At 35.9% G+C, this 19,830-nt stretch carries 25 protein-coding genes, 1 tRNA gene, 1 pseudogene and 2 riboswitches; of the genes and pseudogenes, 26 read left to right on the forward strand and 1 reads right to left on the reverse strand.

The genetic code is table 11. The features are described 5' to 3' along the window. Positions 1–159: 159 nt before the first annotated feature. A riboswitch (cobalamin riboswitch) is annotated at positions 160–331 on the forward strand. Positions 332–456: 125 nt separating this feature from the next. The 26 genes and pseudogenes from FWJ32_RS07395 to FWJ32_RS07520 all read left to right on the forward strand — a co-directional run. Beyond that, positions 457–648: pseudogene (locus FWJ32_RS07395) on the forward strand (adenosylcobinamide-GDP ribazoletransferase); the annotation flags it as partial. Positions 649–668: 20 nt separating this feature from the next. Beyond that, positions 669–1,034: a sirohydrochlorin chelatase gene (locus FWJ32_RS07400; protein WP_149545328.1), complete on the forward strand. Its 366-nt coding sequence runs from the start codon at positions 669–671 to the stop codon at positions 1,032–1,034. Positions 1,035–1,065: 31 nt separating this feature from the next. Beyond that, entirely contained in the window at positions 1,066–1,698 is a 633-nt protein-coding gene (locus FWJ32_RS07405; RefSeq protein WP_149545329.1) for a precorrin-8X methylmutase, read from the forward strand. 4 nt (positions 1,699–1,702) lie between these two features. After that, positions 1,703–2,803 (forward strand): cobalt-precorrin-5B (C(1))-methyltransferase CbiD, encoded by a 1,101-nt coding sequence (gene cbiD / locus FWJ32_RS07410; RefSeq protein ID WP_149545428.1) that lies wholly within the window; start codon positions 1,703–1,705, stop codon positions 2,801–2,803. Beyond that, on the forward strand, positions 2,797–3,408 hold the full coding sequence (gene cbiE / locus FWJ32_RS07415) for a precorrin-6y C5,15-methyltransferase (decarboxylating) subunit CbiE (protein ID WP_149545330.1): 612 nt from the start codon (positions 2,797–2,799) through the stop codon (positions 3,406–3,408). The genes cbiD and cbiE overlap by 7 nt, the downstream gene beginning before the upstream one ends. A 44-nt stretch (positions 3,409–3,452) precedes the next feature. Beyond that, positions 3,453–3,977: a precorrin-6Y C5,15-methyltransferase (decarboxylating) subunit CbiT gene (gene cbiT / locus FWJ32_RS07420; RefSeq protein ID WP_238988822.1), complete on the forward strand. Its 525-nt coding sequence runs from the start codon at positions 3,453–3,455 to the stop codon at positions 3,975–3,977. Position 3,978: 1 nt separating this feature from the next. Beyond that, entirely contained in the window at positions 3,979–4,653 is a 675-nt protein-coding gene (gene cobI / locus FWJ32_RS07425; RefSeq protein WP_149545331.1) for a precorrin-2 C(20)-methyltransferase, read from the forward strand. Positions 4,654–4,655: 2 nt separating this feature from the next. Beyond that, complete coding sequence (cobM, locus tag FWJ32_RS07430; protein WP_149545332.1) at positions 4,656–5,411, forward strand: precorrin-4 C(11)-methyltransferase; 756 nt, start codon at positions 4,656–4,658, stop codon at positions 5,409–5,411. After that, positions 5,408–6,433, forward strand: a complete 1,026-nt coding sequence (gene cbiG / locus FWJ32_RS07435) for a cobalt-precorrin 5A hydrolase (protein ID WP_149545333.1) — start codon at positions 5,408–5,410, stop codon at positions 6,431–6,433. The genes cobM and cbiG overlap by 4 nt, the downstream gene beginning before the upstream one ends. Position 6,434: 1 nt before the next feature. Next, positions 6,435–7,166 (forward strand): precorrin-3B C(17)-methyltransferase, encoded by a 732-nt coding sequence (gene cobJ, locus FWJ32_RS07440; RefSeq protein ID WP_149545334.1) that lies wholly within the window; start codon positions 6,435–6,437, stop codon positions 7,164–7,166. After that, entirely contained in the window at positions 7,163–7,918 is a 756-nt protein-coding gene (gene cobK / locus FWJ32_RS07445) for a precorrin-6A reductase (RefSeq protein ID WP_149545335.1), read from the forward strand. The genes cobJ and cobK overlap by 4 nt, the downstream gene beginning before the upstream one ends. Continuing rightward, positions 7,899–9,086, forward strand: coding sequence for a glutamyl-tRNA reductase (hemA, locus tag FWJ32_RS07450; protein WP_149545336.1), 1,188 nt, complete (start codon positions 7,899–7,901; stop codon positions 9,084–9,086). The genes cobK and hemA overlap by 20 nt, the downstream gene beginning before the upstream one ends. Before the next feature lie 16 nt (positions 9,087–9,102). Further along, positions 9,103–10,002: a hydroxymethylbilane synthase gene (gene hemC / locus FWJ32_RS07455; RefSeq protein WP_149545337.1), complete on the forward strand. Its 900-nt coding sequence runs from the start codon at positions 9,103–9,105 to the stop codon at positions 10,000–10,002. After that, a complete protein-coding gene (gene cobA, locus FWJ32_RS07460) occupies positions 10,002–11,495 on the forward strand; it encodes a uroporphyrinogen-III C-methyltransferase (RefSeq protein ID WP_149545338.1) in 1,494 nt (497 codons plus the stop codon). The genes hemC and cobA overlap by 1 nt, the downstream gene beginning before the upstream one ends. Before the next feature lie 18 nt (positions 11,496–11,513). After that, a complete protein-coding gene (gene hemB / locus FWJ32_RS07465) occupies positions 11,514–12,488 on the forward strand; it encodes a porphobilinogen synthase (RefSeq protein WP_149545339.1) in 975 nt (324 codons plus the stop codon). Further along, the gene (locus FWJ32_RS07470) at positions 12,470–13,060 is read left to right on the forward strand and encodes a precorrin-2 dehydrogenase/sirohydrochlorin ferrochelatase family protein (RefSeq protein ID WP_149545340.1); all 591 of its coding nucleotides are present in this window, start codon (positions 12,470–12,472) and stop codon (positions 13,058–13,060) included. The genes hemB and FWJ32_RS07470 overlap by 19 nt, the downstream gene beginning before the upstream one ends. A 151-nt stretch (positions 13,061–13,211) precedes the next feature. After that, positions 13,212–14,513, forward strand: coding sequence for a glutamate-1-semialdehyde 2,1-aminomutase (gene hemL / locus FWJ32_RS07475; RefSeq protein ID WP_149545341.1), 1,302 nt, complete (start codon positions 13,212–13,214; stop codon positions 14,511–14,513). Positions 14,514–14,564: 51 nt separating this feature from the next. Then, positions 14,565–14,764: riboswitch (cobalamin riboswitch) on the forward strand. A 134-nt stretch (positions 14,765–14,898) separates the two neighbouring features. Beyond that, on the forward strand, positions 14,899–15,642 hold the full coding sequence (locus FWJ32_RS07480) for an energy-coupling factor ABC transporter permease (RefSeq protein ID WP_149545429.1): 744 nt from the start codon (positions 14,899–14,901) through the stop codon (positions 15,640–15,642). After that, on the forward strand, positions 15,639–15,932 hold the full coding sequence (locus FWJ32_RS07485) for an energy-coupling factor ABC transporter substrate-binding protein (protein WP_149545342.1): 294 nt from the start codon (positions 15,639–15,641) through the stop codon (positions 15,930–15,932). Before FWJ32_RS07480 ends, FWJ32_RS07485 begins: the two co-directional genes overlap by 4 nt. Next, complete coding sequence (gene cbiQ, locus FWJ32_RS07490; RefSeq protein WP_149545430.1) at positions 15,919–16,686, forward strand: cobalt ECF transporter T component CbiQ; 768 nt, start codon at positions 15,919–15,921, stop codon at positions 16,684–16,686. The genes FWJ32_RS07485 and cbiQ overlap by 14 nt, the downstream gene beginning before the upstream one ends. Positions 16,687–16,689: 3 nt before the next feature. Then, on the forward strand, positions 16,690–17,520 hold the full coding sequence (locus FWJ32_RS07495) for an energy-coupling factor ABC transporter ATP-binding protein (protein WP_149545343.1): 831 nt from the start codon (positions 16,690–16,692) through the stop codon (positions 17,518–17,520). Between the two features lie 53 nt (positions 17,521–17,573). Continuing rightward, on the forward strand, positions 17,574–17,726 hold the full coding sequence (locus tag FWJ32_RS13870; RefSeq protein WP_149545344.1) for a SelB domain-containing protein: 153 nt from the start codon (positions 17,574–17,576) through the stop codon (positions 17,724–17,726). Next, on the forward strand, positions 17,723–18,625 hold the full coding sequence (locus FWJ32_RS13610) for a GerMN domain-containing protein (RefSeq protein WP_238988823.1): 903 nt from the start codon (positions 17,723–17,725) through the stop codon (positions 18,623–18,625). Before FWJ32_RS13870 ends, FWJ32_RS13610 begins: the two co-directional genes overlap by 4 nt. Positions 18,626–18,672: 47 nt before the next feature. Beyond that, positions 18,673–18,769 (forward strand) — tRNA-Sec (locus FWJ32_RS07510). A gap of 50 nt (positions 18,770–18,819) precedes the next feature. Next, on the forward strand, positions 18,820–19,122 hold the full coding sequence (locus FWJ32_RS07515; RefSeq protein ID WP_162523555.1) for a phage holin: 303 nt from the start codon (positions 18,820–18,822) through the stop codon (positions 19,120–19,122). Between the two features lie 85 nt (positions 19,123–19,207). Beyond that, positions 19,208–19,327 carry an RCKP-type rubredoxin-like domain-containing protein gene (locus FWJ32_RS07520; RefSeq protein ID WP_149545346.1) on the forward strand — a complete coding sequence of 40 codons (120 nt, stop codon included), beginning with the start codon at positions 19,208–19,210 and terminating at the stop codon, positions 19,325–19,327. Positions 19,328–19,352: 25 nt separating this feature from the next. On the opposite strand, the gene FWJ32_RS07525 is transcribed toward FWJ32_RS07520, so the two are convergent. After that, the gene (locus tag FWJ32_RS07525) at positions 19,353–19,817 is read right to left on the reverse strand and encodes a phosphatidylglycerophosphatase A family protein (protein ID WP_149545432.1); all 465 of its coding nucleotides are present in this window, start codon (positions 19,815–19,817) and stop codon (positions 19,353–19,355) included. Positions 19,818–19,830: the final 13 nt, after the last annotated feature.

Here is a 19,830-nt window from a genome sequence, read left to right on the forward strand (position 1 = left end):
TTTTAGTTGTTCTTGAGACATTAGATAACGCACCTCATTCCCCATAGTGACATTTTATCACGATAGTCTACAAGGTGACATTATCATAAAATAACCACAAGTATATTCAAAAGACTATTGATTTAAATAAGGAGTAGGGGTAAAATAAGAATGTACAAGTGAATATAGAAATTTTATGGTCCGAAAGGTTAAAAGGGAAAGCGGTGAAAATCCGCTGCAGCCCCCGCTACTGTGAGCGAGGATGAGGCCCTAATATGCCACTGGGAAACTGGGAAGGCAGGGTAATAGATGAATCGCGAGCCAGGAGACCTACCATAAGATTTCCGAAATTCACCTTCGGAGGGAAGGTTGAATGGTCTTTTTGTGTCTATAATCTGGTAAGAAAAGGTCTACCTCCGCAGGGGTAGGCTTTTTTTGATAATTAGCCAAAAGATGATTTAAAATAGGAGGGTGCCTATAATTACTCCAGTTGTTGGCAGATTGTCAATTGTATGTTCTATGATGATAGGTAAATCTGTTTTTGTTACTTACATTGTTTCAAAATGTATCTTACTGAGAATAGGTAGTATGACTGGAGATACTCTTGGAGCAGTAAATGAGTGGGCAGAGCTTACTGTACTTATTTGTTCAGCGAGTTTATCATTATAAATAGAAAAGAAGGGATTTATATGGGAAAAGGATTATTAATAATAGCCCATGGAAGCCGTGTTGAAGAGACAAGAGAGGTGGTTACAAAGGTGGTAGAAAAAATAAAGAGCCTAAAAAAATACAGAGATGTAAAGGCAGGTTTTATGGAATTTAATGAACCTGATATATCTATTTCTATAAAAGAATTTGTACAAAAGGGGATTTATGACATTATAGCAGTGCCTATGTTTTTAGTAGAAGGAATTCATATACGCCATGATATTCCAGAGCTTTTTGAAAAAGAAAAGAAAAAATATCCAGGTTTACAGATTAAGTTTGCAAGGTCTATTGGCTATGATGATAGGATAGCAGATATAATACTTGAAAGGGCAGAAGAGGTAGAATAAAGGTCTAGTTTATGGGAAAGGGTTGTTTTTTATGAATTATATAACTGACCCTAAAGAGATTGAAAAAAGAAGCTTTGAAATAATAGGTAAAAATATTGACGAGACGAAGTTTGAAAAAAGAGAACTTATGATTGTAAAAAGGGTTATACACACAACGGCAGATTTTGACTTTGCTCACATAATAAAAATCTCAGATGGAGCAATAGATGCAGGTTTAAAAGCATTAAAAGAAGGATATACAATTGTCACAGATACAAAAATGGCTGAAGCGGGGATAAATAAAAAGGCTTTAAAATCTATAGGGGCAAGTGTCAAATGTTACATTGAAATGCCGCAAGTAGAGGAATTTTCAAAAACGTATGCTATTACAAGGTCAATGGCAGCAATGATTATGGCATCAAAAGACAAAAGAAACAAAATATTTGCCATTGGCAACGCTCCAACAGCCCTTTTTAAACTTTGTGAACTCATAAATTCTGGTGAAATAAAACCTTATTTGATAATTGGCGTTCCTGTTGGTTTTGTTGGAGCACAAGAGGCAAAAGAAGAAGTGAAAAAACTTGGAGTGCCCTACATAATAACGGAAGAAAGAAAAGGTGGAAGCACAGTAGCAGCAGCTATAGTTAATGCCATTTTGTATATGTTTGACAACAGAAGTGGGTGAAACTATGGAGGTTTATACGATTAAAGAAGGGAAAAAGCTTAGATATGGTTATACTACTGGCTCGTGTGCGGCTGCTGCTTCAAAAGCTGCTACCTACATGCTTTTTGCAGGGGAAAAAATAGACACTGTAGAGATAGATACACCAAAGGGGTGGCATCTTATACTTGATGTTTTAGATGTGACGTCAGGAGAAGGTTGGGTAAAATGCGGCATAAGAAAGGACGGAGGCGATGACCCTGATGCAACTCACGGGCTTATAATATATTCAAAAGTGGAATTAAAAGAAAGAGAAGGAATTGACGTGTACGGAGGAGAGGGAGTAGGAGTTGTCACAAAACCAGGGCTTCCTGTAAGTCCTGGAAAACCCGCTATTAATCCTGTTCCAATGTCCATGATCTTAAATGAAGTCAAAAAAGTATTGCCAGAGGGAAAAGGTGTAAAAATTACCATAAGTGTGCCAGGGGGAGAAAAAGTGGCTTTAAAGACTTTTAATCCGAGGCTTGGGATAGCAGGAGGAATATCAATCCTTGGTACCTCGGGTATTGTAGAACCTATGTCTGAAGAATCTTTAAAAGCTTCTCTTGAGTTAGAACTTTCTATACTCTCTGTTGAAGGGCACAAAAAGGTAATTTTTGCTCCGGGAAATTACGGCAAAGAATATGCTTTAAAAGAAGGTCTTGAAGAAGGGCTTATAATATCTTATGGAAATTTCATAGGATTTATGCTGGAGAAAGCGGTAGAGTACGGCTTTACGCATGTAGTATTGGCAGGACATATAGGGAAACTCGTAAAAGTAGCAGCAGGGATATTTAATACCCACAGCCATGTTGCAGATGCAAGAGCAGAAATAATGGCAGCGTATGCAGCCCATTTTGGCGCAGATAAAAAGACTGTTGATAAAGTTCTGGATTCAAATACGACTGAAGAAGCTCTTGATATAATCGAAAAGGCGGGAGTCAATATAAAAGACTTCAGTCAGTTTATCGCCGACAGGGTCTATATGAAATGTAAGCAGTATGTTTACGATAAATTAAATATCGAAGTTCACCTCATTTCATTGAAAAGAGGCATTATTGCAAAAACAGGGGAGAAAGTAGAATGGTGACAATTGTGGGAATAGGGCCGGGAAACAAAAAATTCATTACCCCTTATGCACTTGAAAAAATAAAAAAGGCGGATGTGCTAGTGGGAGGCAGGCGCCATCTTAAGGAATTTGAAGATGTTAACTGTGAAAAGAGCGTGATAAACGCTTCAACAGATTACCAACATATACTCAATAAAAAAGGCAATATTGTCATTTTGGCATCAGGAGAACCTTCTTTGTATGGTATAACCGAAGTGATTTTAGAATATGTGGACGAAAGCCAATTAGAAATAGTTCCAGGCATAAGCTCAATACAATACATGTGTGCAAAACTTAAAATGACAATGAATGATTTGACAGTTGTAAGCTTACACGGCCGCAGTGAAGATTTAGTAAAAAAAGTAAAAGAGAATAAAAAAGTCGTTATTTTTACTGATAAAGCGCATACACCACAATTTATTGCAGCTTTGTTGAAAAAAGCAAATTTGCAGGACAGAAAAATACACGTTGGTGAAAACCTGTCTTACGATAACGAAAGAATTTACTCTTTTACGGTAGAGGAGCTTTTAAACTGCAGCAAAAAATTTGATTTAAATGTAGTGGTGATAACATGTGGCAATATATGACACCGGGAATTCCCGATGAATATTTTGTACGAGGTAATGTGCCTATGACAAAGGAAGAAATACGAATTTTGTCAATATCTAAGTTAAGGCTTAAAGAAGACAGCGTAATATGGGATATTGGCGCTGGTACAGGTTCTGTGTCTGTTGAGGCTGCTTTAATATCAAAAAGAGGCGTTGTCTATTCTATTGAAAAAGAGGAAGAAGGAATAAAACTTATAAATGAAAACATTAAAAAATTTAACGTGGAAAATATTGTTGTGGTAGCTGGTTTAGCTCCTGATGTCCTTTTAGATTTGCCTTCTCCTGATAGGATATTTATTGGAGGAGCAGGGGATAAAATGTATCAAACATTCAAGACTGCTCTAACTAAATTAAAAAGAGATGGAATAATCGTAGTTAACGGGATTACACTTGATACGGCATATTCTGCTCATCGTTATTTCAAACAAAATAAATATAAGGTTGAGACGATATGTGTAAATATTTCAGTTTCAAAGGAAGCAGGAAATAAAACGATGATGATAGCGAGAAATCCTGTTTATATAATAACGGCGGAAAAAGAGGGATAGAATGACAAAGTTGTATGGTGTAGGAGTAGGGCCAGGGGAAAAAAGTCTCATTACTTTAAAAGCTGTAGAAACACTTCAAAAAGTAGACGTGGTGATAGCTCCAACAAGCAAGGAGGAAAGAAGTATTGCCTATGAGATTGCGAAGCCTTATATAAAAGGTGACGTAGTATTTATGGAATTTCCCATGACTTATTCAAGAGAGGACATAAAAACAAAATGGGAAGAAAATATTGAAAAAATCAGGAAATTGCTTAATGAGGGGAAAGATGTAGCTTTTATAACAATAGGAGACCCCATGATTTATAGTACATACATATACATTTTGAAAGGAATTGAGGAGTATGAGGTAGAGACCATTTCTGGAATTACCTCCTATAGTGCAGCGGCTTCGAGGTTAAATATTCCAATTGCGGAAGGGAATGAGGCATTTGCAGTAATTCCATCAGGAGATGTGACAGAAATTTCAAAAGCACTTGATCTATTTGATAACGTAGTATTGATGAAAATTTCAAGAAGATACAAGGAAATAGTAAAGCTTCTAAAAGAAAAAGACTTCAAAGGATACCTTGTAACAAAGTGCGGTCATCAAGATGAAAAAATATCCTACGACCTTGATAGATACATAGGGGAAAAGATAGATTATCTGTCACTCATTATTGCGAAGAAGGTGAAGTAGACGTGATTTATTTTATTGGTGCGGGTCCAGGAGACCCTGAACTTATAACATTAAAAGGGGCGAAAATAATACAGTCTTGCGACGTCATCATATACGCAGGGTCACTTGTCAATAAAGAGATATTGAAATACGTAAAACCAGAGGCTGAAATTTACAATAGCGCTTTAATGAACCTTGATGAAATAATTGAAATCATGATGAATGCTCACAAAGAGGGGAAAGATGTAGCAAGAATACACACAGGAGACCCTGCTATTTACGGTGCCATACATGAACAGATTGTAATGTTGGAAGAAGAAAATATAGATTACGAAGTGATTCCCGGCGTCAGTTCTTTTTTAGCAGCAGCGGCAGTTTTGAAAAAAGAACTGACAATCCCTGAAATAACTCAGACAGTGATTATAACACGAATAGGCGGAAGGACAAAAGTTCCTCCGGAGCAGGAATTAAAAGATTTGTCCCGCCATAGAGCTACAATGGCAATATTTTTAAGTGTGCAGGAAATTGACAGAGTCGTCTCAGAGTTGAAGGAAGGTTACCAAGAGACTACACCCGTTGCAGTTATCTATAAAGCTACTTGGGAAGACCAAGTAATTGTTACAGGTACTCTTGGTGACATTTCACAAAAAGTCAAATTAAAGGGAATAAATAAAACAGCTATGATACTTGTAGGAGATTTTTTGAAAGATATAAAAGCCTATTCAAAGCTTTATGATAGAGAATTTTCTCATAGCTTCAGGGGGAAGGAAGATTTATGAGAATAGCAATAATTGCTCTCACAAAAAATGCGTCAAAGCTGGCAAATGAGATTGGCCCAAAATTAAAAGGGGATGTATATGTAAAAGAAAAATACGCCATTTCAGGAAACTATGTAATAACAGGAGATTTTATAGACTTTGTACACAAAATATTCAACAAATATCAAGGGCTTGTTTTTGTAATGGCTACAGGGATTGTGATAAGGGCAATTGCAGGAGTATTGGAGGACAAATTTTCTGATCCTGCTGTTGTGGTAGTTGACGAAAAAGGAAAGTTTGCAATAAGTCTTTTATCCGGCCACGCAGGTGGCGCAAATGGGCTTACTTTAGAGGTGGCTTCTATAATCGGAGCACAACCTGTTATAACAACGGCAACAGATGTGGAGAGAGTCATTTCTTTAGATGTTATTGCTAAAGATTATGGTTACTATATTGAAAATGCGGGGGATTTAAAAAGGGTCAGTGCAGCTCTTGTAAATGGAGAAAATGTACAGTTTATCCTTGATGAAGATGTAGAGCAAATATCTTTGCTAAAAGATTATATAAAGGACTATGATGACAGTGAAGTTGATGCTTTTGTTTACTTAACTGATAAAGAAATAAAAAAACCTTCAGAAAAACCTTATATCATATTAAGGCCTAAAAATATAATTATTGGCTTAGGATGCAAAAAAGGAATAGCTTTTGAGGATTTGTTTACCTTTGTCAGTGAAATCTTTAAAAACTTAAATTTAAGTTTAAAAAGCATCAAGTCAATTGCTACTATAGATATAAAAAAAGAAGAAAAAGGGATACTTCAGTTAGCGGAATTTTTAAAAGATCCTGTTGTGTTTTACACAAAAGAAGATTTAAAAAAAGTAGAAGACAAATTTCCCACCTCGAATTTTGTGCTTCATACAGTAGGAGTTGGAGGTGTTGCAAGGCATTCTGCTTATTTAGCTAGTAGCGGTGGCAAAGAGATAGCATATCTTAAAAGGAATGGGATGACACTAGCTGTGTATAAATTCAGAAAGAAGGATTGACATGGGATGGATTAAAGTCGTAGGAATAGGTCCTGGTGATATAAATGACATGACTCTTAAAGCCTGCAATTCCTTAAAAGAATGTGATATAGTTGTAGGATATACCACTTATATAAACCTTATTAAACCTTTAATTAAGGACAAAGAAATAATCTCGTCAGGGATGAGAAGAGAGGTTGATAGATGCAAAAAAGCTGTTGAGTTAGCTTTACAAGGTAAAAATGTATGTGTTGTGTCGAGCGGTGATGCAGGGATATATGGTATGGCAGGGCTTATGTATGAGGTGGTCCATAAAGAAAATATAGATTTAAAAATAGAAGTAATACCAGGAGTAACTGCTTTAAATGCTGCAGCAGCTATACTGGGAGCACCTGTAATGCAAGATTTTGCAGTTATAAGCCTTTCAGACCATTTGATCTCTTGGCAGGTGATAGAAAAAAAGCTAGAACTTTCATCACAGGCTGACTTTGTAATTGTCCTTTACAACCCTAAAAGCAGAGAAAGACCAGAAAATATTATAAAGGCGCAACAAATTGTTATGAAATATAAAAGAGAGGATATACCTGTTGGAATAGTAAAAAATGCTTCAAGAGAGGGACAACAACTGATAATCACCACCTTAAAAGAAATGGCAAATTATGAAATTGATATGAGGACAATTGTAATAATAGGAAATGAGAGCACTTTTGTAGAAAAAGGCAAAATGATAACGCCGAGGGGATATATTTTATGATACTGGTTTTGGCAGGTACAAAGGACGGAAGGGAAATTGCAGAACGATTAAAACTTAAAGATGTTGAGGTTGTAGCAAGTACAGTGACAGATTATGGTGCAAGTATTTTTAGTGAGGGAATTAAAGTCAACAAAGGTGCACTGGATGAACTGAGCCTCATTGAGTTTATTTATAAAAACAACATAGACATTGTAGTTGATGCGACTCATCCTTTTGCAAAAGATGTGAGCATAAATGCTATAAATGCCTGTAACAAAACTGGTATCAAGTATATAAGGTATGAAAGAGAAAGTCTATATTGCCACAATGCCATTATGGTTAAAAGTTTTGAAGAAGCAGCAGAAGAATGTAAGAAATACGATAGTATTTTTTTGACAATAGGTAGCAAAAACCTTGAAAAATTCAAATTCCTTTGGGAAGCAGGGAAAAAGGTGACAGTGAGAGTGCTTCCTTCAAGTAGTATCATTAAAAAATGTGAAGATTTAGGGCTAACACCGAAAGACATAATAGCTATGGAGGGTCCTTTCAGTAGAGAACTAAATTATCAAATGTTTAAAGAGAAAAAGGCGGAAATAATTGTGACAAAAGAAAGTGGCATTGTGGGAGGAGTGTTAGAAAAATTTGAAGCTGCTAAAATGCTGGGTATTCCTGTAATTTTAATAAAAAGGCCTGATGTAAATTATCCTGTTGTGTTAACAAATGTTGACAGTCTCATAAAAGAGGTGGCAGAAAGTGGACATAAACAATATTAAAATGGTGGGAATAGACAAGGACACTCCCTTAGAGTTGAGAGAAAAAGCCTCTTTTAAAAACATTGGAGATGCATTAGTAAAATTGAAAGAGTTGGGACTGGAGGAGGTTGTAATACTTTCCACCTGCCACAGAAGTGAAATTTACTTCTATTCACAAAAAGTAACTCCCCAACAAATAAAAGAGTTCTTTATTGAGTATTTTGAATTAAACGAAATTTTTTCGGAATACTTAAGGCAGATTTGTGGACTTGACGTAGTAGAACACATTTTTAGAGTTGCCTGTGGACTTGAATCTATGGTAGTAGGTGAAGACCAAATATTGTCACAGGTAAAAGAGGCTATAAATACTGCACAGGCTTTTAATACTTCAGGGAAAATACTTTTTAAACTCTTTAGAGATGCAGTAACTCTTGGGAAAAAAGCTCGTGCAGATACGGGCATAAAAGATCTGGCTCTGTCTATAAGCTATATTGCGGTTAAATTTGTTCAAGAGATATTTGAGGATATAAAAGGCAAAAAGGCTTTTGTGATAGGTATTGGGGAAATGGGACAAAAAGCCATAAAAAATCTTTTAGATAAAGGTGCTGATGTGTTTGTAACAAACAGGACTCTTTCAAGGGCTCTCGAATTAAAGGAGCAAATTCCAGAGATACATGTTGTACCTTATGAACAAAAATATCTTCACATTGCCAGTAGTGATATTGTAATAAGCGCTACAAATGCACCTCATTATACAGTAAGTTATGAAAAATTTAGAGAAGTCTACAATGAAAGAAAAATTTGTATGGTAGATATAGCTCTTCCGAGGGATATAGACCCGAGGATAGGACAAATGAAAGGAGTAAGCCTTTATACCCTTGACGATTTAAAAAAGACAGCAGAGGAAAACAAAAAAGAAAGGCTTTCACTTATCACTGTTATTGAAGAAATGGTGAAAGAGGAAGTCAAAGAATTTGACAAATGGTACAAAACCCTTGAAATAGAGCCCTATATAAAAGAAGTAAGTAGATACGCCCATGAAGTTTATAACACAGAATTTCAAAGAATTGCAAATAAATTGATTGACTCATCTGAAAAAGACAAGGAAAATATAAAAATCGCTTTAAGAAGAGTTGCAAACAAGATGGCTAATAAAATGATAACGTATCTTAAAGAAAGCGCTTATTAGATATTTGGAGGTAAAGATGAAAAAAGTTGTAAGAGTTGGTACAAGGTCAAGCGAACTTGCGCTTATGCAAACTATTATAGTTATAAATGAAATAAAAAAGTCTATGCAGGATTTTGAATTTGAAATAGTAAAGATAACCACACAAGGAGATGCATCAACTGATAGACCTATTAGTGAAATAGGAGGAAAAGGAGTTTTTGTAAAAGAGATAGAAGATGCATTGCTCAAAGGCGAAATTGACATGGCAGTCCACAGCATGAAGGATATGCCTTATGAAATACCTGAAGGGCTTAAACTCCTGGCAGTTTTAAAAAGAGAAGACCCAAAGGATGTGTTTGTTTCAAGAGATGGGACACAATTTATGGATTTAAAAGAAAGAGCTAAGATTGGAACCGGCAGTTTAAGAAGACAAGTGCAGCTCAAAGCCTTAAGGCCGGACATAGAGATTGTTCCAATAAGAGGGAATATAAAGACGAGACTCAAAAAAATGGAGGAATTAGACCTTAATGGCATTGTTTTGGCAGCGGCAGGTTTGCATAGGTTAGGATTTGAGAATGTTATTACTGAGTATTTTCCACCTGATGTAATTGTACCAGCACCCTGCCAGGGGATTCTTGCGGTTGAAATTGCAGAAAATTTTGGTAATATATTTCAAGAATTTTATCCCCACATTGTTGATAGAAAAACATTTTTTGAGGCTTTTGTTGAAAGGGAACTTCTAAAAGCCTTTGGAGTTAATTGTAGACAACCTTTTGGCGCCTATGCCCAATACAGAAAAGAGGAAGACAAAGAAAAAATAGACGTAAAAGTTGCTTATCAAAAAGAAAATAAACTTTTAAAGGGTGAAATGACTGGCTTAATTGAAGAAACCGATAAAATAATAGAAAAGCTTATTAAAGAATTTGGAGGTTTATGATGTCAGGGATTGTATACTTGATTGGGGCAGGACCTGGAGATATTGGGCTTTTGACATTAAGAGCAGTGGAAGTTATAAAAAATGCAGATGTGTTGGTGTATGACAGGCTCATTAATGAAGATATTTTAAAAATAGCAAAAAAAGATGCAGAGCTTATTGATGTGGGAAAGTTTCCAGATAACCACAAAGTACCTCAAAGTAAAGTAAACGAAATAATTGCCCAAAAAGCTTTTTGTGGCAAAAAAGTAGCCAGAATTAAAGGAGGAGACCCCTTTGTATTCGGAAGAGGTGGAGAAGAAGCCGAATACCTTTCAGAGAAAGGAATACCTTATGAGGTAGTGCCGGGCATAACATCTGCAGTGGCTGTCCTATCCTACGCAGGAATTCCTGTAACCCATAGAGATTTAAGTTCGTCATTTCACGTAATAACGGGTCATGAATGGAAAGGGAAAGATAAAGACCTCGATTGGGAGGTCATATCAAAACTCGATGGGACACTTGTATTTCTCATGGGAATAAAAAATATAGAAAAAATTGTGCAAAAGCTTCTCTATTACGGCAAAGACCCTAATACCCCTACAGCAGTAGTAATGGAAGGCACTACTCCAAACCAAAAAGCTGTGACAGCAAAACTCATTAACATTCCACAACTTGTGCAAAAAGAAGGAATAAAAAATCCTGCAGTTATCGCTGTAGGAGATGTTGTAACATTAAGGGACAGACTAAAATGGTATGAAGACAAAAAGCTTTTTGGAAAAAGGATTTTGCTTACAAGGACCTATGAACAGTCACAGCAGATGAAAAAAATTTTGAGTGAAGAGGGAGCAGATGTTGTTGTTTGTCCTACTATTAAAATCACGCCTTTTTTAGATAATACAGTGGTGTTTTTAGAAGAGATACATAAATTTGATTATGCTGTATTTACAAGTGTAAATGGCGTTTGGAGCTTTATTGAAGCTGTCAGAAAAAAAAGATTTGATTTAAGAAATTTAAGTATTAAAGTAGTGGCAATAGGGAGTAAGACTGCGGAAGCTTTAGAAAATATTTTTATATATCCAGATATAATTCCTGAGGAATACACCTCCTACTCTTTGGCAAATGCACTTAAAAAACATGTTGAAGGAAAAAACATAGCACTTTTAACCTCTCAAATAGGCGGGAATATATTGATAGAAAGTCTCGAAGATTGTGCTGAAGTACAAAAAATTGTTGCCTATAGAAATGAACCAAATTATGAAATAAAGGGAAAGCTTATAAGTGAACTCCGCAAAGGAATAGATATTGCTGTATTTACAAGTTCCTCTACTTTTAATTACATGTATCAATTAATAGGAGACGAAATAAATCTTCTAAAAAACTCTAAAATAGCTGCAATAGGACCTGTAACCCAAAAAGCCATACAGGATAAAGGATTTAATGTAGACATAGTGCCCAGGGAATACACAACGCAAAAGCTTATTGAAGAAATGTTAAGAAATCATCAGAATCTATAAACGGGGAGAGGAGATAAAATGGATTTAGTAAAAAGGCCAAGAAGACTTAGAGTGAACAGCATTTTAAGGGGTATGATTAGAGAAACTTCTTTAGATGCGGGTGACCTTATATATCCTCTTTTTGTTGTGTCAGGTAAAAATATAAAAGAAGAGATAGATTCAATGCCGGGTGTTTACCACTTTTCTATAGATTTGCTTATAGAAGAAGTCAAAGAAGTGCGTGACCTTGGAATTCCTGCTATTTTACTTTTTGGTATACCTTCATATAAAGATGAATTGGGGTCAGAGGCTTATAGTGAGGAAGGTATCGTTCAAAAAGCTGTAAGAAAAATAAAAGAAAAAGTGCCAGAAATTGTAGTAATAACAGATGTGTGCATGTGTGGATATACAACGCATGGACACTGTGGCATTGTTGAAAACGGCCAAGTTCTAAATGACAAAACAGTAGACTACATTGCTAAAATAGCCTTGTCCCATGTTGAGGCAGGGGCGGATATTGTAGCACCCTCTGACATGATGGATGGAAGAGTAGCTACCATAAGAAAGCTTTTAGATAGTAAAGGATTTGTAAATACACCTATTATGGCTTACAGTGCTAAATACGCTTCCTCTTTTTATGGACCTTTTAGAGAAGCAGCCAATTCTGCTCCACAATTTGGTGACAGAAAGTCTTATCAGATGGACTATGGAAACTCCAATGAAGCCTTAAGAGAAATAGCTCTTGACATCGAAGAAGGAGCAGATATTGTCATGGTAAAACCCGCACTTTCTTATCTTGATATTATAAGGCGGGTAAAAGATAATTTCAACATTCCTATTGCTGCTTACAATGTAAGTGGAGAATATTCAATGGTAAAGGCGGCAGCTAAGATGGGATGGATTGATGAGAAATCTACAGTCTTAGAAATACTTGCTTCAATTAAAAGGGCAGGGGCAGATATGGTTATAACCTACTTTGCAAAGGATGTTGCAAAATGGCTTACTACCCTATAATGCTTAATATAAAAAACAAAAAATGTCTTGTTGTAGGAGGTGGTAAAGTTGCTCTCCGGAAAATTTTATCTTTTGTTGAAGGAGAGGCTTTAATCACTGTCATTTCTCCTTCTTTTGATGAGGAAATAATTAAGCTTGCAGCAAAAGAAAAGGTGGAGCTTATAAGACGTGAGTATCAACAAGGGGATGTAAGGGGATTTTTTGTTGCGATTGCTGCTACAGATGATGAGAAGGTAAATAAACTTGTGGCGTCAGATGGAGAAAAATACAATATGCTTGTAAATGTGGTTGATGATAAAGACCTTTCTTCCTTCATTGTACCTTCCATTGTAAGAAGGGGAGACTTAATTATCTCTATATCTACAAGTGGCAAAAGTCCACTTTTTTCGAGAATGATAAAAGAAAAGTTGGAGTCAATCTTCAATGCTGACTATGAAAAACTATTACAAAAGCTATACCAGAAGAGGATAGAATTAAAAGACAAAGGCTTCACTGAGGAAGAAAAAATGGCTATTTACAAAGAATTTATTGAAAAAAGCGGTTTGTTAGAAATAAACGGAGATGAATGTTAAAATAATTCTACGTTAACTCTTGAAAAATGTTCTTTATCAAAAGTAAATATCTTTTAATAAGTATCTTAAAATGACATTGCCGTAAATTTATTCTTTTTTTCAATCACTAAAATTTATTCATGAAACCTGCAATCTAATAAGAGGTGGTTATGTGAAAACTGACAAATCAAATGAATTATTTGAAAGAGCTAAAAAAGTCATGCCAGGTGGTGTAAACAGTCCAGTTAGAGCTTTCAAATCAGTAGAGTCTACCCCCATTTTCATTAAAAGAGGTCAGGGAAGTCATATTTTGGATGAAGATGGCAATGAATATATAGACTATGTCCTTTCATGGGGGCCATTAATACTGGGGCACTCACATCCAGAGGTGGTGGAAGCTATTAAAAAGCAGGCACAATTAGGGGCTAGTTTTGGAGCCTGCACGGAGTTAGAAGTTAAAATGGCTGAAAAAATAACTGAGTCTGTTCCATCTATAGAAGTTGTCAGAATGGTGAATTCAGGCACAGAAGCCACAATGAGTGCAATAAGGCTGGCTAGGGGGTATACGGGCAGAGACATCATTGTAAAATTTGAAGGATGTTATCACGGGCATTCTGACAGTTTGCTTATAAAGGCAGGGTCAGGGGCCCTTACTTTTGGAATGCCTGATTCAAAAGGTGTAACAAAAGAGATAGCAAAGGATACAATTATAGCCAAATACAATGACATCAAAATGGTAGAAGATATTTTTCGAATTTATGGTAAAAATATTGCTGCTGTCATTGTAGAGCCTATTGCAGGTAATATGGGTACAGTCTTACCTGAAGAGGGATTTTTAAAGGGATTGAGAGAGATTACTGCAAAGTATGGATCACTTTTAATTTTTGATGAAGTAATGACAGGTTTTAGAGTGTCTTATTCAGGGGCACAAGGGCTTTACGGCATTATACCTGACATTACCACGCTTGGGAAAATCATTGGAGGTGGACTTCCTGTTGGTGCCTATGGAGGAAGAGAAGAGATAATGAGAAAGGTTTCTCCTGATGGACCAGTGTATCAAGCAGGGACTTTGTCTGGCAATCCTTTAGCAATGGCAGCAGGTCTTGAGACTTTTAAAATATTATCTAAAACTTCTAATATTTACGAAGAGCTGGATAAAAAGGCAGAAAAATTGTGTACGGGGTTAAAAGAAAGTATGGTTCAAAATGGAATTGATGTTATAATAAATAGAATAGGCAGCATGATGTGCATGTTTTTTAATAAAGATGAAGTGAAAGACTATGATTCTGCTTTAAAATCAAATACTGTTATGTATGCTGCATATTTTAGAGAAATGTTAAAAAGAGGTGTGTACTTACCTCCTTCTCAATTTGAGACTTTCTTTTTATCGATAGCTCACACGGAGGATGATATTGAAAAAACAATTGAAGCTAGTTTTGAAGCTGCAAAAGTTATTCGACAGGACTTAAAATAACAGTTTGATAACCTATTTGTAAAATGATATGCTTTATTTGAGAATAAAATTTAATAACAGGCAAATACAGGTACCCAATTTTGAAGTCAAATTGGGTTAAAAGGGAAGCAGGTGAAAATCCTGCACGGTCCCGCCACTGTGATGGTGAGCTTTTTACATTATGCCACTGTCCTTTTACATAAGTGCTGGATGGGAAGGTGTAAAGAGAGATGAACCTAAGTCAGGAGACCTGCCTGTATTTGTGACACACTTACTCTACGGTCGATAGAGGGGAGTGCTATAAAGGGATAAGTATGTGATTTTTACCTCTTAACGCCGTTAGTAAGTTAAGAGGTTTTATTTTTGCTTAAATTTTACAAAAAGAGAGGTGTGTGTGATGAAAAGGATGGAAAAGTGGATGTTACTTGCAGCATTTGCGTTGCTTTTAATGGCTCCACAAACTGCCTATGCCATGCACATAATGGAAGGCTTTCTTCCTCTTAAATGGTGTACAATATGGTATATAGCATCTTTGCCTTTTGTGGTCGTAGGACTTGTAGCAATAAACAAAAAAGTAAAAGAGAATCCAAAACTTAAGATGCTTTTAGGGTTTGCAGGTGCTTTTGCATTTTTGCTTTCATCACTTAAAATCCCTTCAGTCACAGGAAGTTGTTCACATCCAACCGGTGTAGGACTTGGAGCTATACTCTTTGGACCCTTTGCTATGAGCGTTTTAGGCCTTATAGTGCTTTTGTTTCAGGCATTACTTTTGGCACATGGCGGTATAACAACCTTAGGTGCTAATACATTTTCTATGGCTATAGTAGGGCCAATTGCTTCCTATTATATATTTAAATTAGTAAAAAAAGCAGGTGGGCCAAATTGGCTTGCAGTATTTTTAGCTGCTTCAATTGGGGATTTGCTTACATATGTGACTACCTCTTTCCAACTTGCTATTGCTTTCCCTTCTGAAATAGGCGGATTTACAGCCTCATTTTTAAAATTCATGGGGATATTTGCAGTGACACAGGTACCTTTGGCAATAAGTGAAGGGCTTTTAACGGTGCTCGTAATCAATATGCTAACCGTCTACAGCGAAGAAGAACTTATTGAGCTCAATGTTTTAGAGAGAGAAGGCAAGACAACATGAAGGATAAAAGGTTTTTAATGAAGAATTTAATATTAGGCTTATTGGTTATTTTGCTGGTGGTGTTTCCTCTTGTGACTATAAAAAATGCTGAATTTGTTGGTGCAGATGATAAGGCGGCAGAAGCTATCGCTCAGGTGGACAAAAATTACAAGCCATGGTTTAAACCAATTTGGGAACCACCGAGTGGAGAAATTGAGAGCCTTCTGTTTGCCTTACAGGCTGCAATTGGTGCAGGATTTTTGGGATATTATATAGGTGTTGCGAAAGGGAGAAAAAATGTTAATAGATAGTTATGCTTACACCAACAGGATGTACAATGTACATCCTGTTGAAAAACTTTTATTTGCCTTTTTAACTATGATTTTATGCTTTAAATTTGACACCTATACAAATATTGCAATAATTATTTTAATGTTTGTGATAACCGTATTTAAAGCAAAAATTCCAGGAAAAGTGTACATTAAGCTTATGTTAATTCCCTTTTCCTTTCTGGTAATAAGTATAATGACACTTGTCATAAATGTGATAGGGAATAAAAGTACTGCATTAATAAGCTTTAATATTTTTAGAGTAACTTTAGGAATCACTGCACAAGGCATTGATACTGCTGTTATTTTATTCTTCAGAACTTTAGCAATAGTGTCTTGTTTGTATTTTCTTGCTCTTACCACTCCTGTAGTTGATATTATAAATATCTTAAAGAAATTTAAATTTCCATCACTATTTTTGGAGTTACTTCAACTGATTTATAGGCTTATTTTTGTTTTAATGCAAGCCGCTGATGAAATCTATATATCTCAAGATTCAAGGTTGGGATATGCTACATTGAGAAATAGCTATAGGTCTTTAGGACTTTTAATATTCTCTCTTTTTATTAAGTCATACAAAAATTCACAGGATTTATATGTGGCCTTAGAGGCAAGGGGTTATAATGAAGAGATAAAAGTCCTCAGTAAAGATTACAAGCTTTGTTATAAAAATATAATATTTATTGTTTTGATAGAACTAATTTTAATAGGCGCATCAATGCTTTTAAGAAGGTGAACTATGAAAGAACAATTTATATTGGAAGCGATAGATGTGAGTTTTGAGTACAGTGACGGCACAGAAGCTTTGGTTGGAGTAAATATGTTGATAGAGAAGGGTAAAAAGATTGCGGTTTTAGGTCCAAATGGTGCAGGCAAGACAACACTGTTTTTACACTTCAATGGGATTTTGAAACCAAAATCAGGGAAAATATTATACAAGGGTGAAGAGATAAATTACAGTCATAGTGAACTTGTAAAACTTAGAAAAAATGTCGGCATCGTTTTTCAAAATCCTGACATACAGCTTTTCTCTGCCAGTGTATACCAAGAAATTTCTTTTGGTCCTATGAACTTAGGTTATCCAGAAAATATAGTAAAAGAGAAAGTTGAAAACGCCATGAAAAAAGCGAAAATTATGGATTTGAAGGACAAGCCCACCCATTTTTTAAGCTATGGACAGAAAAAAAGTGTCTCAATAGCCGATATTATAGTTATGGAGCCTGAAGTTATTATATTGGATGAGCCAACGGTTTATTTAGACCCTAAGCATGTTCAAGAAATTATGGTTTTCTTTGACAGATTAGTTGAAGAGGGAAAGACAATCATTTTATCAACCCATGATGTGGACTTTGCTTATTCATGGGCTGACTATATATATGTCATGAAGAATGGAAAAGTTGTTGCAAAGGGTGAACCAACAGTTGTTTTTACTAATGCAAAAGAACTTGATTGGAATGATTTGAGAAAGCCTATGCTTTTAGAGATATATGAAATTTTGAAAGAAAAAGGTATTATAAATGGAAGCAGTATACCAAAAAATATAGAAGAATTAAAGAAGTACATAAAATAAAAACTGCTGAGGATTTAGCAGTTTTTATTTTCTTTTTGTTCTTGAGGAAGTAATTGCGAAAGAATGAGATTACAGCGGTGGAACGCGGGGATGCTTTAGGAGTCAGCCTGAAGTATGCCTTGGCTTACCTCGAATATTTTGGTAAAATAAAAATAACAAGACGCAATGGCGATTTTAGAATCTTGATTAGGGGTGAAAAGACGTGAGAAAAAATATAGTGCTTCTCTTATTGGTAGTTATGATAGGCCTGGCCGGCTGTTCGCTTTTTTCATCAGAAAAACCAAAAGCTGAGCCGCAGGAAAGACAGATTGATGTGACTCTTTATTATGCGAACCGTGATAACAGTGACCTTGTGAAGGAAAAAAGACATATTAGTTATAAAGAAGGAGACAATCTTTACAAGATTGTCATTGAAGAACTTTTGAAAGGACCTACAGACAAAGATGCCTATCTGAGGGTACCTGAAGGTACCAAGGTAAATAGCGTGACTTTAAATGACGGGGTTGCCAGTGTGGATCTGAGCGGTTTCACTGGTTTTAAAGGAGTTATGGATGAGGCTATGGCAAGAGCATCAATAGTAAATACCCTGACATCTTTAGATGGTGTAGATAAAGTGCTTATAACTGTAAATGGGAAAGAATATATAGGAGCAAGCGGTAATCCAGTAGGCCCTATGGGCCCTATAGATTTTTCTGATATGTACAGGGTATACTTTTCTGATATGAATGGTGAATATCTTGTACCAGAACTGAGAACTATAGATAAATCAAAGCCGCCTGCGGAAGCTATAATAGAAGAACTGATAAAAGGACCAACAAGAAGTGACCTGACAAAAACCATGCCTGATGGTACCAGACTGATCTCTTTAGAAGTAACAAATGGTGTCGCTTATGTTAATTTTTCAAGGGAATTTAAGGAAAATCACTGGGGAGGGAGTTCAGGAGAGACCATGACCCTTTATTCTGTAGTAGATTCTCTAACTGAACTTCCTGAAATTAAGAAGGTACAGTTCCTCATTGAAGGGAATAAAACAGATACATTGGCCGGTCATTATGATATATTAAATCCGTTGGATAGAGACCCAACATTAATAAAGGATGAGTAAATATTGACAATGGACCTCAATGATAGTAATATGTGAAGAGTGTGCGGAGGAGTAGATGGGTGCTGGTGTACCTCATGGTCTTCAAAACCAGTGTGACGCCTTAAAGAGGTGTCGGGTGGATTCGATTCTCAAATACTCCCGCCATTTTTTAACAATATTGTTGCCCCGTTCATATAATGAATGGGGGTGATGATATGTCTGATATATTAACTGTCATTATATCCGTTATCATTTCTGTGCTTATCTATTTTATTGGACTTCCCTATCTTGTTAAGACTTTGGGTCAGGACAGGATGGACACTATAATGCAGATAGTAAAAAATGTTGTTTATTCCATCGAACAGACGCTAAGGGATGTGGATGGAGAAGTAAAGAAGCAAGAGGCAATGAAATTAGCGAAAGAAATTTTGGGCAGTTTAAAGATAGAAATTGACGATAAAATGCTTGATATGCTGATTGAGTCAGCAGTGTTTTTAATGAACAATTCTTTTAGATAATAATTATTTATAGATACAATTTATTATTACTGAAATTTGTGGTATAATAAAATAAATAGAAAAACTTATTAGAGGAGGGAAATAAATGGCTAAATGGAAATGCACCTCATGCGGAGAAGAGAGAGAAGGTAGATGCAAGCCCAAGAAATGCAAGAGCTGTGGTGGTACTGAATTTGAAAAGATGCCGGAGGATAGTGCAAAATAAAAGAGAGCAATGCAGGCTCTCTTTTTTATGTTTTTGAATGTGCCAGTTTTGCACAGGCGGCTGCAGCCACACCTGCAATAAGGTCATCCAGGAAGGTGTTGCATTTTATTTGTTTGTCTTCATTGAGTTTACCCAGTATACCAGGCTTAATCTTATCTAAATATCCAAAATTAGTCAGTCCTATTGAGCCGTATACGTTTGTTATACTTAGTGCCAGTATCTCATCGATCCCAAACAGGGATTCATCTCTTTTTATGATATCCAAAAGAGGCTCTTCTAACTGGTTGTTTTCTGCCAGTACATCCAGTGCTATGCCGGTCAATATTGCGTTTTGTACTTCCCTCTTTTCGAGGACATCCTCGACAGTTTCAATACAATCATCAATATGGATGTCAGGTATGTAGCTTTTTTGAAGTTCATATACAAGTACGGCAATGTCTTCTACCTTTACTTTTCTTTCTTCTAACTTCTTTAATACAATATCTTTCATATTTTCCATGATG

Source organism: Calorimonas adulescens (genome assembly GCF_008274215.1).
Taxonomy (GTDB): Bacteria; Bacillota; Thermoanaerobacteria; order Thermoanaerobacterales; family UBA4877; genus Calorimonas; species Calorimonas adulescens.

Coding starts and splice junctions, on each gene's coding strand:
- FWJ32_RS07400 (WP_149545328.1), top strand. CDS start 669: ATGGGAAAAGGATTATTAATAATAGCCCATGGAAGCCGTGTTGAAGAG.
- cobJ (WP_149545334.1), top strand. CDS start 6,435: ATGGGATGGATTAAAGTCGTAGGAATAGGTCCTGGTGATATAAATGAC.
- hemB (WP_149545339.1), top strand. CDS start 11,514: ATGGATTTAGTAAAAAGGCCAAGAAGACTTAGAGTGAACAGCATTTTA.
- FWJ32_RS07525 (WP_149545432.1), bottom strand. CDS start 19,817: ATGAAAGATATTGTATTAAAGAAGTTAGAAGAAAGAAAAGTAAAGGTA.
- FWJ32_RS07485 (WP_149545342.1), top strand. CDS start 15,639: ATGAAGGATAAAAGGTTTTTAATGAAGAATTTAATATTAGGCTTATTG.
- cbiQ (WP_149545430.1), top strand. CDS start 15,919: ATGTTAATAGATAGTTATGCTTACACCAACAGGATGTACAATGTACAT.
- FWJ32_RS07470 (WP_149545340.1), top strand. CDS start 12,470: ATGGCTTACTACCCTATAATGCTTAATATAAAAAACAAAAAATGTCTT.
- cbiG (WP_149545333.1), top strand. CDS start 5,408: ATGAGAATAGCAATAATTGCTCTCACAAAAAATGCGTCAAAGCTGGCA.
- FWJ32_RS07520 (WP_149545346.1), top strand. CDS start 19,208: ATGGCTAAATGGAAATGCACCTCATGCGGAGAAGAGAGAGAAGGTAGA.
- FWJ32_RS07405 (WP_149545329.1), top strand. CDS start 1,066: ATGAATTATATAACTGACCCTAAAGAGATTGAAAAAAGAAGCTTTGAA.
- cobK (WP_149545335.1), top strand. CDS start 7,163: ATGATACTGGTTTTGGCAGGTACAAAGGACGGAAGGGAAATTGCAGAA.
- hemC (WP_149545337.1), top strand. CDS start 9,103: ATGAAAAAAGTTGTAAGAGTTGGTACAAGGTCAAGCGAACTTGCGCTT.
- cbiT (WP_238988822.1), top strand. CDS start 3,453: ATGACAAAGGAAGAAATACGAATTTTGTCAATATCTAAGTTAAGGCTT.
- FWJ32_RS07515 (WP_162523555.1), top strand. CDS start 18,820: ATGTCTGATATATTAACTGTCATTATATCCGTTATCATTTCTGTGCTT.
- FWJ32_RS07480 (WP_149545429.1), top strand. CDS start 14,899: ATGGAAAAGTGGATGTTACTTGCAGCATTTGCGTTGCTTTTAATGGCT.
- cbiD (WP_149545428.1), top strand. CDS start 1,703: ATGGAGGTTTATACGATTAAAGAAGGGAAAAAGCTTAGATATGGTTAT.
- cbiE (WP_149545330.1), top strand. CDS start 2,797: ATGGTGACAATTGTGGGAATAGGGCCGGGAAACAAAAAATTCATTACC.
- cobI (WP_149545331.1), top strand. CDS start 3,979: ATGACAAAGTTGTATGGTGTAGGAGTAGGGCCAGGGGAAAAAAGTCTC.
- FWJ32_RS07495 (WP_149545343.1), top strand. CDS start 16,690: ATGAAAGAACAATTTATATTGGAAGCGATAGATGTGAGTTTTGAGTAC.
- cobA (WP_149545338.1), top strand. CDS start 10,002: ATGTCAGGGATTGTATACTTGATTGGGGCAGGACCTGGAGATATTGGG.